At 42.0% G+C, this 15,147-nt stretch carries 12 protein-coding genes and 2 pseudogenes; 6 read left to right on the forward strand and 8 right to left on the reverse strand.

Annotated features, from left to right (window positions below; translation table 11 throughout):
* Nucleotides 1-93: 93 nt before the first annotated feature.
* Nucleotides 94-657, reverse strand: a complete 564-nt coding sequence (locus XPG1_RS02765; protein WP_045957730.1) for a helix-turn-helix domain-containing protein — start codon at nt 655-657, stop codon at nt 94-96.
* Nucleotides 658-754: 97 nt separating this feature from the next.
* On the opposite strand from XPG1_RS02765, the gene XPG1_RS02770 reads away from it, so the two are divergent.
* From XPG1_RS02770 to XPG1_RS02790, 4 genes and pseudogenes are all read left to right on the forward strand, one after another.
* Nucleotides 755-1,930 carry a benzoate/H(+) symporter BenE family transporter gene (locus XPG1_RS02770; RefSeq protein ID WP_045957731.1) on the forward strand — a complete coding sequence of 392 codons (1,176 nt, stop codon included), beginning with the start codon at nt 755-757 and terminating at the stop codon, nt 1,928-1,930.
* A 252-nt stretch (nt 1,931-2,182) separates the two neighbouring features.
* Nucleotides 2,183-2,789: pseudogene (locus XPG1_RS16935) on the forward strand (IS110 family transposase); the annotation flags it as partial.
* Between the two features lie 409 nt (nt 2,790-3,198).
* A pseudogene (locus XPG1_RS02785) lies at nt 3,199-3,549 on the forward strand (IS110 family transposase); the annotation flags it as partial.
* 372 nt (nt 3,550-3,921) lie between these two features.
* Nucleotides 3,922-4,242 (forward strand): hypothetical protein, encoded by a 321-nt coding sequence (locus tag XPG1_RS02790; protein ID WP_045957732.1) that lies wholly within the window; start codon nt 3,922-3,924, stop codon nt 4,240-4,242.
* Between the two features lie 9 nt (nt 4,243-4,251).
* On the opposite strand, the gene XPG1_RS02795 is transcribed toward XPG1_RS02790, so the two are convergent.
* The 3 genes from XPG1_RS02795 to XPG1_RS02805 form a co-directional block, all read right to left on the reverse strand.
* Nucleotides 4,252-5,103 carry a DUF4225 domain-containing protein gene (locus XPG1_RS02795; RefSeq protein WP_231853039.1) on the reverse strand — a complete coding sequence of 284 codons (852 nt, stop codon included), beginning with the start codon at nt 5,101-5,103 and terminating at the stop codon, nt 4,252-4,254.
* Nucleotides 5,069-5,548 (reverse strand): Hcp family type VI secretion system effector, encoded by a 480-nt coding sequence (locus tag XPG1_RS02800; protein ID WP_045957733.1) that lies wholly within the window; start codon nt 5,546-5,548, stop codon nt 5,069-5,071. Before XPG1_RS02800 ends, XPG1_RS02795 begins: the two co-directional genes overlap by 35 nt.
* Nucleotides 5,549-6,003: 455 nt before the next feature.
* Nucleotides 6,004-6,354: a type VI secretion system baseplate subunit TssF gene (locus XPG1_RS02805; protein ID WP_052708227.1), complete on the reverse strand. Its 351-nt coding sequence runs from the start codon at nt 6,352-6,354 to the stop codon at nt 6,004-6,006.
* Between the two features lie 514 nt (nt 6,355-6,868).
* Between XPG1_RS02805 and XPG1_RS02810 the strand changes: the two genes are divergently transcribed.
* On the forward strand, nt 6,869-7,885 hold the full coding sequence (locus XPG1_RS02810) for an IS110 family RNA-guided transposase (protein ID WP_045957734.1): 1,017 nt from the start codon (nt 6,869-6,871) through the stop codon (nt 7,883-7,885).
* Between the two features lie 338 nt (nt 7,886-8,223).
* Here XPG1_RS02810 and XPG1_RS02815 read toward each other — a convergent pair whose 3' ends face one another.
* The 3 genes from XPG1_RS02815 to mtnN form a co-directional block, all read right to left on the reverse strand.
* Nucleotides 8,224-9,420 (reverse strand): MFS transporter, encoded by a 1,197-nt coding sequence (locus tag XPG1_RS02815; RefSeq protein WP_045957735.1) that lies wholly within the window; start codon nt 9,418-9,420, stop codon nt 8,224-8,226.
* Nucleotides 9,421-9,560: 140 nt separating this feature from the next.
* Complete coding sequence (btuF, locus tag XPG1_RS02820; RefSeq protein WP_045960347.1) at nt 9,561-10,397, reverse strand: vitamin B12 ABC transporter substrate-binding protein BtuF; 837 nt, start codon at nt 10,395-10,397, stop codon at nt 9,561-9,563.
* 28 nt (nt 10,398-10,425) lie between these two features.
* Nucleotides 10,426-11,136: a 5'-methylthioadenosine/S-adenosylhomocysteine nucleosidase gene (gene mtnN, locus XPG1_RS02825; protein ID WP_045957736.1), complete on the reverse strand. Its 711-nt coding sequence runs from the start codon at nt 11,134-11,136 to the stop codon at nt 10,426-10,428.
* 121 nt (nt 11,137-11,257) lie between these two features.
* Here mtnN and dgt point away from each other — a divergent pair, with 121 nt between their 5' ends.
* Nucleotides 11,258-12,784, forward strand: coding sequence for a dGTPase (gene dgt / locus XPG1_RS02830; protein ID WP_045957737.1), 1,527 nt, complete (start codon nt 11,258-11,260; stop codon nt 12,782-12,784).
* On the opposite strand, the gene XPG1_RS02835 is transcribed toward dgt, so the two are convergent.
* Nucleotides 12,774-15,134: an ATP-binding protein gene (locus XPG1_RS02835; RefSeq protein ID WP_045957738.1), complete on the reverse strand. Its 2,361-nt coding sequence runs from the start codon at nt 15,132-15,134 to the stop codon at nt 12,774-12,776. The genes dgt and XPG1_RS02835 overlap by 11 nt on opposite strands.
* Nucleotides 15,135-15,147 lie beyond the last annotated feature (13 nt).

The raw sequence follows: 15,147 nt of genomic DNA on the forward strand, positions 1-15,147 counted from the left end.
TGTGGCAAAAAATGGCCTCCTGGTTAGGAGGCTAATGCTAATAAACAAGGAGGAGTATTAATGTATTTTATTAATACAACAGAGCGTGATTTTTTAATGATGGGGATAGTGAATGAGATTATGGATAACGACAATATCATCACCTGAATTCGCATAAGCATGATGACAATCCGCATGGAAACGCAGGGATTCCCCGCTTGAGATTTTATGCCAGGTGTCATTAAGACGAAGATCTAACACGCCACTCAGTACGATAATATGCTCTATCACCCCGGATTCATGCGGGGAAGATTCACTTGAAGCCCCCGGTATCAATTCTATTTTAAACAAATCAATAAAGAGTTCATCATCAAAAGGGATGAGCGGGGTGACACGCATGCCTGAATTATTTTGTTCAAAGACGGGTAATGCATTAAATTGGTGCAATATTGGCTGCGGTTGCGGAGTAGCGCCTTCTAAAAAGGTTGAGAAAGCAATATTAAAGCCCGTTGCAATTTTCCATAGCGTCGATATTGTTGGGCTTGATTGCGCCCGTTCAATTTGCCCAAGCATGGCCTTACTGACGCCGGTCAGTTTAGCCGCTTGACTGAGGCTTAATCCTCGAGAAGCTCTTAATGATTTAAATTTTTCAGCAATTTTCGGTGTGATATCACTCATTGGTGTCTTCTCAAAAAATGAATGCGTGGTTGAACGTTATAACGGACGATGATATTCTCATTAATCGTCCGTTATAACGTCCGATAGGTGATGCCCTATGTCTAATCTGTCATTTGTGCGGGGTTTTTCACCCGCAACATTTATTACAGGATTTGTTGCCGTTTTAGTTGCTTATGCTAGTTCAGTTGCGGTCATTCTCCAAGCAGCGACGGCGATCGGCGTTGAATCATCACAAATCGGTGCCTGGCTGAGTATGCTTGGTCTGGGAATGGGGATCACAACGATTGCGTTGTCACGCTATTATCGCACCCCCATTTTAACCGCCTGGTCAACACCGGGCATTGCATTACTGGCAACGAATGTCTCGAATATGTCTGTTAATGAAGCTGTCGGTATTTTTATTTTCTCTTCAGCATTAATGTTGATATGCGGTATTACCGGATTCTTTGCCAGATTGATGAACGCTATTCCGCACACCATTGCCGCGGCGATGCTGGCCGGGATATTACTTCGTTTCGGTTTAGATGCGTTCGCAATGCTACAAGTCAACTTTTGGCTATGTGGTGCCATGCTATTTGTTTACCTCATTGCCCGTCGTTTTTTTCCGTTATATGCAATCATCTCGACATTTGCAGCTGGATTGATTATCTGTATTTTCAACGGTGACTTAAATTGGGTCAGTGAAAATGAGATGTTTTCCAAACCGGAATTCGTGACGCCGCAATTTAGCGTAACCACACTCATTGGTGTTGGAATTCCGTTTTTTATCGTCACGATGGCTTCGCAAAATGCACCGGGGATTGCCATACCGCAAGCGGCAGGATACCCTCCCCGCACATCAACATTACTCATCTGGACATCCTTGGTGGCCATGATTCTGGCTCCTTTGGGGGGATTCAGTATCTGTATTGCGGCAATTTCGGCTGCTATTTGCATGGGAAGTGATGTTCACCCAGATCCGAAGAAACGGTACATGGCTGCCGTCACTGCTGGTTTTTTCTATTTGTTGGCAGGAATTTTTGGTGGCGCCATTTTCTCTTTGTTCAGCGCTTTTCCAACCTCATTGATAAAGATTTTGGCTGGATTGGCACTGCTTGGCACTTTTACTAATAGCCTGAACCAAGCGATTAAGGATGAATCGGCCAGAGATGCGGCGATTATCTGTTTCCTGATCACGGCCTCTGGAGCTAATTTATTGGGTATCAGTTCCGCATTTTGGGGATTACTCGGCGGAATGATTGCTCATAGCGTATTGAAAAAACGGCTGGGGTAGACGGCAAGGCAAGTGTTCCGCTGTGCTGGCGACACACATCCAAGTGCCCTGGAGACGTAATGCCCCAAGCTTTGTTCCCTGATACTCTACATCGATAGCCAGACGACCTCGGCGAGGTGCTACAGGGATAGGATCTGGTATATTGCGTTGCAAATAACAAATGTGCGGCACGTGCTGAGTTTAATGAGATGGTCTCCCCCACTCTGTTGAGTCAATTGACAGTGTGTTTTTCTTTTAGAAGAGGGCATCATCATAAACAGCACAACACTTATCAGTATTGACTTGGGTAAACATTCCTTGCACTAAACTCCCTGAGTTTCTGGCAGTGACACCCAATGCCACTGTTGTGATGGAAGCCTGTGCCAGTGCGCATTTCATGGCGCGTAAAATCGCGGCATTAGGCCATAAAACTCAACTGATTTAACCTCAGTTTGTCCGTCCTTTCGTCAAGAGCAACAAAAACGATTTCATTGATGCTGAAGCGATTTGCGAAGCGGCTTCACGACCTGCTATGCGTTTTGTTCAGCCACGTACGGAAAGCCCGCAGACCATGCGGGCATGACATCGTGTCCGAGAATCCCTGGTCAGAAATAAAGTGAAAACCACCAACCAGATGCAGGCTTTCTTACTGGAATTTGGTCTCAGCATGCCAAAAGGCATTGCTGTGATAAGACAGCTGTCTGAGGTTATCGCTGAAAATGATGTGCCCTCTTATCTGGTACAGCGGTTCCAACGCCTGCACGCCCATCCGTCTATCAGCCCCATCACAGCTAGTGTACTGGCATCATGGTTAGGGGATGGGAAACAATATAGCCACAGCCGGGAATTTGCCGTTTCCACGGGAGGAGTATTCAATCAGTAAGGGAATTCAGGTATACCCCTGCGTTGTTGAACAAATAGAGAAAATAACGATTAACGCTCTGGTGTTGCGAAGACTGATTATTGATGATATGAACGGCTAGTCGGCCCGATAAAAACCTAGACTTTAAAATGAATTAGAGAAGCCGTGAGTTTTTTCAGGATTACCGGGTGCGGAACTCATTGTGGCGCGGGTACTTTCCTTATATAGACGTCAGATAGATTTAGGCAGGCCCACGTGCGTCAAAATCAGGGTTGCAAAAACGAGGAATGTAATGAACGCATCCCAACCATGTAACTCTCGGTACTATGCTGAAATTGAGAGGTAAGGTATGGATCCTCTCAGATTTCCGGTCTTATAGTGCCTAAATGAGAAGCCTGTTGCTCTCTGATAACTGGAGGATCCACTCGTGAAATATACTCCTGTTGGCGTCGATACCGCAAAGTATCTGATGCAAATTCATTTCGTTGATAAATATACCGGTGAAATCATGGATAAACAGCTACGACGACGGGATTTTTTAACTTTTTTCAGCAACCGGGATCCTTGTCTGATTGGTATGGGAGCGTGTGGTGGTGCCCACTATTGGGCACGGGAGCTGAAAAAGTTAGGGTATGAGGTTCATTTGCTCCAGGCCAAATTTGTTAAAGCTTTTCGTATAAGTAACAAGAACGATGTCATGGATGCTCGGGCAATCTGGATGGCCGTTCAGCAACCGGGTAAACCCGTCGCTATCAAAAATGAAGAACAACAAACCATCGATAAAACTGAAATCATGACTCAATGTCGTGCCGTCGCCGCTATTGTCTCCCAGCGCTTGCGGACAGCGACCATGATGACTGATGCTGACAATCTGCCAGCGGGTATTGAGCGGTCATGGGGATGACTGGCAATGTTAAAAATTTGCCCCGGCATCAGTTTGATGTCGTTACTTTGCCCGCTGCCGATCTGCATCTGATTTTTTTTAAATCAGAAGATAACGCTTTCTTCACGTATGGTTATAATACGTGTAGCATGTAGGCACAGAAAAATAAGTGAGCGGGATTATAATTTTCATAGTCAACCTGACAGAATATTCAATTTCCATGTCAGCGTTTTGCATATATGACAAAATTATTAAAGGTGAGTGAAAATGGAAAAAAACATAGAGTCATTAATGATTGAACATGGTTTTACTTCAAAGGATATTAGCTTGATAAAAGCTGCCTCAGAACGCTCCGGTTATGAAATCATGCAAGAAATATGTATTTTGAAAAGAAAATTTCATGGTGTTGTTTTTGTTTTTTTTATTGCTCTTTCTTTTTTTATTTGCATGCTATTACTCGCTCATGATATCGATGATTATATTAATACTGCGCTTACATTTTTTATTTCAATGCCAATGGTGTTATATTTTTCATCTGTAAGACTAACATATAAATCCTTTATGTTTATAAAAAAGTATAAAGGATAGATTAAATCATTACTTGTTGTAGTTTGGATTATTGTATATATCATAGGCCGATTTTATCGTAAGACCATCGGCCGTTATTTCGAAGCCTAGTGCGTATCCACTCATAAGTTTGTAACCATATACATAATCTTCATTAATGTGATGAAATAATCGCCATGCATCAGGTTTTAAGGTACGCGATAATAATGCATGAGCAGACAGTGATAAATCTACTCCTGCATAAACTAGGCTTCCTGTTGTTTTACTAGAGCCCAAATATTCAAAGGTATTTTCATATCCTAATCTGACCAATCCTTTGTAGTTTGGATCATCTTTAATTAGAGCCATAGTATTCTCTTGAATGGCACCAAAACCATGAACTACTAATCCTGCTCCTGCCACATAACCAACAGGTATTCCAAATACAGTAATAGTTGCTCCTGCTATCAGACCTATTCCTGCAACTATTTGTGATAAACCTACGACTATGCCAACTCCTTTTAACACATAATCAATATTATCCATTCCCCGATTATTTGTCTCAATGAGGGCATATTGTTGATAAAGTTTATATCTGCACAAATGCTCTTGATATTCTAAGTACTTTATTTCCTTTCCCATCATTTGAAGAATGGATTTTCTTTCTTCAGAATTGTCTGAACTAAATATATGACGTTCATATAAATCAGATAAATAATTTAACTCGTCAATATATTTTTTTCTTGATACATTACTGTTAATGAATATTGATGTAGAGAGTGCCAATTGCCGCATTCTTGTTTTTTTATGCAATGCTTGTGTTCTAAAGTAAGATTCTCTACCAGAGCGACCGTATAAACCATACATTTTAGTAAATCCTATCTTCCCAGAAGCTATATCCACTAGTTCCCGCTAATCGATGTTGCCATGTAATACTTTTATATTTCAATGAAATTATTTCTTGAGGTTGAGAATCATTATGTGTTAATGAATTAGGACAAATAATATCAATATTACTTATTGTTGCACCTGCTATTTTTATTGTGAAATAATGAGATAATCCGCCATTTTCATCTGTTCTGTATATATCAAGAGTACAGTCCAATTCTTCATTATTTGATATTGCGACGCCTAATAATGGAGTTGATTTATCTATTGTTTTTTTTATAGTTATAGGAAGATGGTTTACATTCTGATCTCTAGATAGTGAATGGTTTAGTTCATACACATATATTTGATCTTCTCGTCCAATTTGATAGATATTTCCTATAGAGTCTTTTGATGAGCATCCAGAAGATATCAAACCTTGTTTTTTACCATTTACTGTTAAGTAAATTATATTTGCCATTTTAAAAATCCTTATATTATTTTAAGTTAAAATATAACACAATTTTTTATTGTCAATGGATATTAAAAATAAAGAGCATTTCAAATTGTAATAATAACAAACCTAAATTTTAAAAATTTTATTTCAATAATATATATATTTTCTAAATTATGTCAGTATAAACTATATACCCTATTTATAATAATGAGAGTATCAGTAGTTATTTTTCCTTATTCCGCGTATCAAATGAGGAAAGAAATACTCATCTCATTTTGAAAATCTATTGAGATAGTTGTACCAGCAATTATCATTTAATGGATTGAGATTGCAGAAATCCGACCTGCCAGTGATCGGTAACCGTTCCCGTCTGGGGCAGGGTCACCGTGATCTCACTATATTCCCGTGTTTTCCGGATTTTTCTCTCTTGGACAATAAAAGGCTCAATATGCAGGGCGGCAGGTGTAAAACCGTAATGTCTACACACCTTCGGCTGTGGTGACGGGCGCTTCCTGCGGGATATCAACCGCGCCCTGATAAATCCCCTGATTAGGCGTGAATTGAATGATAGTGGTCGGCGGCACGGGGCGCAGGGTATGCGGCCAGATACGATCCAGCATTTCATGAGTGATCTGCGGAAATTCATCTTCAACAGTGTAGAGCACATTGGAGGTCAGTAATGAAAATCCTTTCATCAGGCGCTGAATGTCCGGATCATAGGGATTGTCCAGAAATGCTGCCAGATGCGGATGTTCCTTCGCAGCTAACTTCATTTTTTCGCGCAGCCAGGCCAGTTCTTGCAGGTACAGAGATGCTTTCCAATTTTTCATTCTGCTCTTTCCTTGCTCAGATATTCAACTGAATAATCTATCGGCATTTAATTCAAAATATTTATGGATAATAAGGAAATCAGAATTAAATTAGCCATTACATAGAGTTTAACATTAATTAAATTAATGAATTTGATTTTTGTCTGACATAACAAAATTTTTTTAAAACGGGGCAAATACCCCTTTGAGGCTGTCCGGCCAAATGTTCAGCCACGTACGGAAAGCCTGCAGACCATGCGGGCGAATTCAGGTATACCCCTGCGTTGTTGAACAAAAAGAGAAAATAACGATTAACGCTCTGGTGTTGCGAAGACTGATTATTGATGATATGAACGGTCAATCGGCCTGATGAAAAACCTAATCGGAAAAATGGTTCACTAAAAAGGCGCAGGTCAGCGGATTACATCGAGGCCCACAGTATTAGCTGTAACAAGGCTGATGTTATGAACTCCCGCTCCTCACGGAGTAAGATGGGAATTCATCAATAAAATCCAGCCAGCTTTGGGAGGGGATTATGCCTAATCTCATCATCGGTCTTGATATTGCTAAAAATATTTTTCAGGTTTATGGGACAGACCACCGTGGTGCCACCACGATTAAACGGAAGTTACGTCGAAACAGTGTGTTGAAGTTTTTTACGACTCTAGAGCATGCACTCATTGGGATTGAAGCCTGCCATAGTGCACATTATTGGGCACGGGAACTGACAAAGCTGGGGCACACGGTTCATTTGTTGCCAACCCAATACATTAAACCTTTTGTTGTTGGCGGAAAAAATGATGCTAATGATGCTGCTGCGATCTGTATGGCGGTAACAAGACGGGATATTCACTGTGTCCCCATAAAGAGTGCTGAGCAGCAATCATTGCAGTCATTGCACCGAATGCGGGAAGGCGCTATTCAGGAAAGAACCGCTAAATCAAATCAGATCCGCAGTCTGTTTTCAGAAGAAGGTGTTATCTTTCCGACTGGGCTGTCTTCGCTAAAAAAAGGTCTCCTTGAGTTTATTGAGGACGGTGAGTCAGCGATAACCCCTATCCTGAGAAAACTGGGCATGATGTATCTTGAACAATTATCCTGTTTACAGGCGTGGATCGGTGAGCTTAACGAAATGATTGACAGGTATTTCAAAGAGAACGAGGTCTGTCAACGGTTAGCCACCATTCCCGGTATTGGGCCGGTGATCGCCACGGCCATTGTCAGCCGCGTTGGCGATCCTGGTCTGTTTAAAAATGGTCGACACTTTGCTGCCTGGCTGGGGTTAACCCCCAAACAATATTCCAGTGGTGGAAAAACCAGACTCGCGGGAATAACGAAACGGGGTGATGGTTATATACGAAAGCTGTTGGTTCAGGGAGACAAGGCAGTGATTTACCATATAAATCGAAGGCATGATAACTATGGTGAGTGGATAAAAAAGCTGATGCAGCGTCGTCCGGTTAATATTGTGGCTATCGCGCTGACAAATAAGATCGCCAGAATATCGTGGGTGATATTAACGGGTGAAGAAAAATTCAGGGTGACGTCATAATCACAGAATAATGAAATCTTTTTTTAGCTTTATTGATCTTGCTAATTGCGCGGGAAAAATGAGATGGGATATCGGTCAAACCGACACCGGCAAAACCTGATACATCCGACGACCAAGAATGAATAAAGGTCTTAAGGCCGATAAGGAGCAGGTGGGCACATATCCATCATGGCTCAGCAGAAAATAACCTGCAAACACAGAAGCCGAATGTACGAACGCAGTTATGACCGCCACCCAACGAACTTGTCTTGCAAACGGGATGCGTTCATATAGGAGGCCATAGATTTTATTATGATAAACATGAATAGAAATCAATTGAATCACTCAATGTGAACGTTCTATCTAAATAATTTTTTACTTTTTATAGAAAAAATGATGATGTATATAACAATTATCACTATTCCAATAGTGTTTAAAATAAACCAACCTCTAGATTGACTCATCACTATCCCTATAGATAGTGATGCAATCATATTAGATAAATAAACGATTAATGAATTTATTCCCTGTAATTTATACTTATACTCACTTTTTGTGAATTTATTCAGTAAAAACGTCCCGCCATTAAACATAAATGCCCATCCAAGCCCAACGAAAAACAAAGAAAATAGAAAACCATTAATACTACCGATAGAAATGGCCACGAACATTCCAATGATAAAAAACGAAGCGCCAAATAATATTATCTTTGTTGTTTTTAGTTTATCAACAAAAAATGGTAGTATTAATGCTGGTGCATACATAGCAACGAAATGCCACTGTAAAACATATGCGCTATCCTCTATGTTGAAATTTTCCTGAGACATAGCTAAAGGTGTTGCGTTCATTAGCAATGTCATTAAAGAAAAACCAATAGCACAACTCATCGTACTTAAAAAGAACAGATTCGACTTTAATAACTGAGTCAAATTTTGAGCTTTATAACCAGTATGATAAATACGATTCTTTTCTTCTTTTTTGGTTTCAACCTGAAAATCAACATATGATTGAATAACAATCACAACAATACTTACTATGGTCGTTAATATAAAAGTGCCTAAAAAAGTATAGCCAGGGATCAAGAATGCTCCCTTCATCGCGATAAAAGGACCTAATATTCCGCCAAAAACGCCACCACCAATAATAATTGAAATTGATTTTTTCTTATTTAACTCGTCGTCAAATATCTCAGCAGCAGCAAATCTATAGTATTGATTAAATACAGTTGAACAACCCAAGATGAATGTGCTGCATAAAAATAGAATAAATGACTGGTAAATGATGGCGAAACAGGCGAATAAACTACCAACAATGCCTACAATACTCCCCATGATAAAGGCCATTTTTCGCCCATATCTTTCCATTAACATTGATGCATAATAAATCATGATGGCGGAGCCACAAACGGTTGTTGTTATTGGTAATGTAGATAAATAATTTAAAGGAGATAATTTATTTCCTACTAGTGTTGATGTTAAAGTTAATAAAGAAATAATTGAACCAGTAAGGCCTTGACAAATAAAAAGAAGTATTAAGTTAAGATAGCTTTTTTTCATTTTTATCTCATTTAGTCTTTAACTAGAACAGTGGATAAAATATCTATTAATAGGTTTGTTTTATTTCCGGTTTTTTCTATGATGAAAATGCCCTCAAAAAGACATCAGCATCATTGAGCGATTGTCATCGTCGTTCTATTTTATTTGGCATCATTTAACTGCTGGCAAAGTTGTTCTGCTGCCAGAATAATTCTCGGCCCCGCGCGGCTGAACCAGTCATCATTCAGGGCGATAATGTGAATGTTCATGTGTGGCCGCCAAAAATCGGCGACCCTCTGTTTTTGCGCCTCTGTTCCGCCGATGATCAGGATTTCTGGTTTTCGGGTAAGGACTTGTTCACGATTAACTTGCGGCCACGGCACGGGGCTATCCGCAAAAATGTTTTTACCACCACAGACGGAAACAATTTCGCTTTGGATCGTGTGGCTGGAGGAGGTAAAAATTGGATTCATGCCAAATTGCAAGAACACCGGTTTAGGCGTTACATGGGCATAATGTTGTTTTAATTGTTTGAATTTATTCCGAATATTTTCCGCTGATTGTCTGGCTGTATCGGGATGTCGGTTATAGACCGCAAGCTGTTCCAGCTCGGTTGCAACATCATCGATTTTTTGGATATCAGAATAAAAAATCGGGATACCTAACGCCGCAAGTTGTGCCAGAGGGCGCTGAGGATTACCGCCACGCCATGCCAGAATGAGATCAGGCTTGAGGGCGATGATGCGTTCAACATTAATGCCTTGCCAGTCAGCGACTTGTTCCAGCTTTTTCGCTGCGGCGGGATAATCGGAATAAGCACTGACTGCAACAAGCTGGTCACCTAACCCCGCCGCATATGCCAGTTCTGTCGTCGAGGGAGCAAGACTAATCACACGGGTCGCTGCCGCATAAAGTGGAGCATTGAAAACAGATAAAAGGAATGAAAAAACCCACCAAACGGATTGAGAGGGGATGATTTTCAAAAACAATTGCATTATCGATGCTCCACTTGACAGGGTGATGGCTTTAAAGGGTGATTGACGGTTTGCTGAGTTCAATCAGCATGGCATTGACCATCCGTGTCGATTCACGCGCCGCGACCACCAAAAATTCATCAAAACTGAGGTGAGATGCTTGATCTGCCACATCAGAAATAGCCCGAACGACAACAAAGGGGATGTGATATTGATGGCAAACATGACCAATGGCTGCGGCTTCCATTTCAACCGCCGCCACTGTCGGGAAAGTGGCCCGAATGCGAGCCAATGGTTCTGAACCATTGATAAAGGCATCACCGCTGCAAACCAGGCCGCGAACCGCATTCAGATTGAGGGATTGTATACATTTTTCGGCCAGAGCGATCAATTTCTCATCAGCAATAAATGCTGGCGGACATTGCGCCATTTGTCCCGCTTCATAACCAAAAGCGGTCAGATCGGCATCATGGTAGCGAACTTCTTCGGAAACCACGATATCCCCTACGTTCAGCTTAGGATCAAGCCCACCGGCTGAGCCAGTGTTAATCACGATATCTGGCTGACAATGTTCAATTAACAAGGTCGTTCCCAGCGCAGAGGAAACCTTACCAATACCGGATTTCAACAAGGCGATATCGACGCCATTCAGCTTACCGGTATAGATTTCACACCCACCTCGTGACAACGTTTGCAGACCTTCGATTTGGTCACGCAGCAACGTGACTTCTTGTTCCATTGCACCTATTACACCTACTTTCATTGTGTCATACTCGCTTATTATTAATGGATTAAGGCTGATTTAATCGGGAAGTGTATCATTGAATAATCATTTACCGGAGATTCCAATTCTAAATAATCGTTTCATTTGATATGGGGGATTAATGTCTAAAATTGATTTTAAGCAGAAGCTGAATTACCAACGTAAATTCAGTCAATCGTCTATTCATCACGATGATGAAGTGCAGGTAAACCGTCAGTTTGAAAGTGATCGCGGGCGGATCATCAACTCTGCCGCTATTCGGCGGTTGCAGCAGAAAACACAGGTATTTCCGCTGGAACGCAATGCCGCTGTACGTAGTCGGTTGACGCATTCACTCGAAGTGCAGCAAATCGGGCGTTATATTTCAAAAACGATCCTTGCGGAGCTGACCAGGCAGGATTTATTGAAGACGTATGGATTAAGTGATCGCTTAATGGCTTTTGAAAGCCTGGTTGAAATGGCTTGCCTGATGCACGATATCGGCAATCCGCCATTCGGGCATTTCGGGGAGGCAGCGATTAAAGATTGGTTTTCCCGTCAGCTAGATCCTGACTATTTACCGGATACGGATATTCGGCCAGATAATTGTAAGGTCGCGGTACTGCGGCTGACAGGGGAAGAAAAAAAGGATGTATTCCGTCGGCAATTACGTAAAGATTTGTGTCAGTTTGAAGGTAACGCACAAGCCATTCGTCTGGCACATAACCTACTGCGCCTGAATCTCACGTATGCCCAGATTGGTTGTATATTGAAATACACCTGCCCGGCTTACCGACTGGAAGAACCCCCAGCGGAATTCAGTTACCTGATGAAGAAAAAAGGCTATTACTGGTCAGAAGACAGTTTTGTCCGTGAGCTGAGAAAAAAATTGCAGATGGGGGATTTTTGTCGCTTCCCGCTGACATACATTATGGAAGCAGCAGATGATATTTCCTATTGTATTGCCGATTTGGACGATGCAGTTGAGAAAGACATGTTTAATGTCGAGCAGTTGGTGGGCTACCTGACAAAAGAGTGGGAAGAAAATGGTGGGCACCGAAAAGGCGATTTGTTTGAAGCGACAGTGACACAAGCCTATAAGAAAACAGCGAATAATGAAGCCGGTCGTAATCTTCACGAACAATTTTTCATGTATTTGCGGGTTTTTATCACCGGAAAATTGGTGCCTTATACCGCCAGACTGTTTATTAAACACCTGCCGGCAATTTATGCGGGAACATTTAATCATGCGCTGTTAGAAGGGGACGGTGATGAACATCGTTTATTGAAAACCTTGAAAAATGTCACGCGTAAACAAGTGTTTAATCATCCAGAAGTGGAAGAGCTGGAATTACAGGGATATCGGATTATTACGGGATTACTGGATTTTTATAGCCCTTTATTGGCATTGTCCCGGCAGGATTTCATGGCACTGGATCAGAATAATTTCCACAAAGAATACTTTATTGAAACGCGCCTGCTGCACAAACTTTCGACCAAACACCGGTTTGCTTATCGCCAGGCCGTGGAGGGCATTGTGGCCACTGATGAAACTGAAAAAGCGATGATCGAATTTTATTATCGGGCACGTCTCATTCAGGATTATATCAGTGGCATGACCGACCATTACGCTTATGAAGAATATCGCAAGTTTATGGTCACCAAGTAACGGGTTCAGTCAGTTGGCATGGGGGGCTGACGTTGAGAACATCAGAAACGGCTGCCATGACGTGATTGATTTCGTCGATGAATTCCAGCAGTTCGGGTTCCAGATCCACCAGAGCGACACCTTGTTGCAGTTGCTTTTCCACACATTCGCAAATTGCTTTCAGTTGAGGGACACCGGTATAGCAGCAACTTCCGTGCAATTGGTGGACATGTCGCTGAAAGTGTTTGCGATTAACTTCCCCATCGGTGGCTAAGGCTTGTTCAATTATCGTCTGCATATCAGGCAACGATTGCACCAGCATTGCCAACAGTTCTCTGGCCAATGATACTTTGCCGTTGCTTTGCTTTAATGCCATATCCCAATCAATGGATTGTGTTTTTTTCTGCAGACAGTATTGATCCAACAACCTTTTTAGGTGATTTTCATCCAGTGGTTTAGAAAGAAAGTTAATAAACGGTGGATGTTGAGCGGCATCACAGGGAAAGGCGGTCACTGACACAATCGGCGTCTTTTTATGTTGAGGTAATTGATGGATCTGTTTGGCAGTTTGAATACCATCCATATCCGCCATCTGAATATCCATTAAAATCAGATCCAGCGCCTGTTTTTCTGCCATCGTTAATGCTTCAGTGCCACTGCGGCACAACAACGTATTTTCAACGAGTTCATGCAGTAATGTACCAATCAATTTCAGATTAGCGGGGTTATCGTCTACCGCCATGACCGTCATGGGTAAGCGTGATGATGTCGAGGACGTGGGTTGAGACGTCGGGAATGCACTGAATAAATATTCCTCTTTTTCCAGCCAGATATCAAAATAAAATACCGTCCCTTTAGCGACTTCACTGGTAAAGTCAATTTCTCCTTTCATTTCATTGACCAGGCGCTTGGTGATGCTCAATCCCAGCCCGGTGCCCCCGTAATGGCGGGTAATGCTCGCATCTGCCTGATTGAAAGCCTGGAACAAAATCGGGCGGTATTCCGGTTTGATACCAATGCCGGTATCCGTCACGCTAAAATGAATCTGGACAAGATGGTGTTGTTGCTGACGTAAACGGATATCCAGCGTGACACAGCCTTTGTCCGTAAATTTAATGGCGTTGCCAATGAGATTTGTCAGTATTTGCTGTAAGCGGATCGGATCACCTATCATCAGATTGGGTAATCCATCATCAATATGATGATACAAAGGCAGATTTTTCGCACTGGCCGCAGGCGTCAGCAATTCAATCACTTCATTGACGGTATCGCGTAGTAAAAAAGGCACCTGATCCAAAACCAGTTTATTGGATTCCAGCCGTGAAAAATCCAGAATATCATTGATGATTTTCAGTAGGTTATTTGCTGATCGATCAATAACATACAGGTACTCCATCTGTTGTGATGTAATGGATGTTTTTAACATCTGACGGGTAAAGCCAATGACGCCATTGAGCGGCGTGCGGAGTTCATGGGACATATTCGCCAGAAATTCCGTTTTGATCTTGACCGCCTCTTGTGCTCGCTTTTTGGCGATGGTCAGTTCAACATTCTGGATTTCGAGCTGTTCCATCGTAATTTGCAGATCAGACGTGGCTTGATCGATATGCAACTGCATCTCATTTTTATATTTGGACAGCGATTCTGCCATGGTATTAATCCCGTTCTGGAGAGCGGCTAATTCTCCCGGCATTGCGCTAGTAATTCGACAGTGCAATTGCCCTTGCCGGATTTGGTTAACCGCTTTTACCATACTATCCAGCGGCTCGGTAACTTTGCGTACCAGAACGTAGGCAAACAGAGCCGTTCCGCCAAGACAGAGGATCAGCAGAACAATCGATGTGGCAATCTCTTTATATTGTTGCAGTTGCGCAGCCCGTAGATCCAAATCAATGACAATATAGCCGATGGGTTCACTGTTATTGGTGGTATTGTGCCACTTATGGGAAGAGGTGGTTTCTGAAATAATCGGCATTTTCAGGATGATGCTATTACTGTCCTCTTCCTCAGTCAGATGGGTTGGAATCGGGGCATTCGGGCTGAGGCGTAGCTGATTGACATCATATTTATTATTCGAAATTTCAAATAGCTTATTGTGCTTATCAAAAATGGCAATAACCATGACAATGTCAGAATTACGGCGATGAAGGCTATTTATCAATGAATTGACCCGTTGGCGATTATCCAGATTAATGCCAACCTCGCTGGCAATGGACAACGGTTCAATAATACTCATTCCACTGCGGACTATCAGGTTCTTCAACACGTAATAGCGGTATGAGATAAATGATATACTTACAAGCGTTCCGACCAGTAAAACAGGAACCAATATCAGGCTCATCATACGGGTGCGTAAGCTATATTTGGTCATAGGCGTCCATTGT

This window comes from Xenorhabdus poinarii G6 (assembly GCF_000968175.1).
GTDB classification, from domain to species: domain Bacteria; phylum Pseudomonadota; class Gammaproteobacteria; order Enterobacterales; family Enterobacteriaceae; genus Xenorhabdus; species Xenorhabdus poinarii.

What these genes read in the sequence shown, in the direction of transcription:
- XPG1_RS02765 (WP_045957730.1), bottom strand. Translation starts at nt 657, where the DNA reads ATGAGTGATATCACACCGAAAATTGCTGAAAAATTTAAATCATTAAGA.
- XPG1_RS02770 (WP_045957731.1), top strand. Translation starts at nt 755, where the DNA reads ATGTCTAATCTGTCATTTGTGCGGGGTTTTTCACCCGCAACATTTATT.
- XPG1_RS02790 (WP_045957732.1), top strand. Translation starts at nt 3,922, where the DNA reads ATGGAAAAAAACATAGAGTCATTAATGATTGAACATGGTTTTACTTCA.
- XPG1_RS02800 (WP_045957733.1), bottom strand. Translation starts at nt 5,548, where the DNA reads ATGGCAAATATAATTTACTTAACAGTAAATGGTAAAAAACAAGGTTTG.
- XPG1_RS02805 (WP_052708227.1), bottom strand. Translation starts at nt 6,354, where the DNA reads ATGAAAAATTGGAAAGCATCTCTGTACCTGCAAGAACTGGCCTGGCTG.
- XPG1_RS02810 (WP_045957734.1), top strand. Translation starts at nt 6,869, where the DNA reads ATGCCTAATCTCATCATCGGTCTTGATATTGCTAAAAATATTTTTCAG.
- XPG1_RS02815 (WP_045957735.1), bottom strand. Translation starts at nt 9,420, where the DNA reads ATGAAAAAAAGCTATCTTAACTTAATACTTCTTTTTATTTGTCAAGGC.
- mtnN (WP_045957736.1), bottom strand. Translation starts at nt 11,136, where the DNA reads ATGAAAGTAGGTGTAATAGGTGCAATGGAACAAGAAGTCACGTTGCTG.
- dgt (WP_045957737.1), top strand. Translation starts at nt 11,258, where the DNA reads ATGTCTAAAATTGATTTTAAGCAGAAGCTGAATTACCAACGTAAATTC.
- XPG1_RS02835 (WP_045957738.1), bottom strand. Translation starts at nt 15,134, where the DNA reads ATGACCAAATATAGCTTACGCACCCGTATGATGAGCCTGATATTGGTT.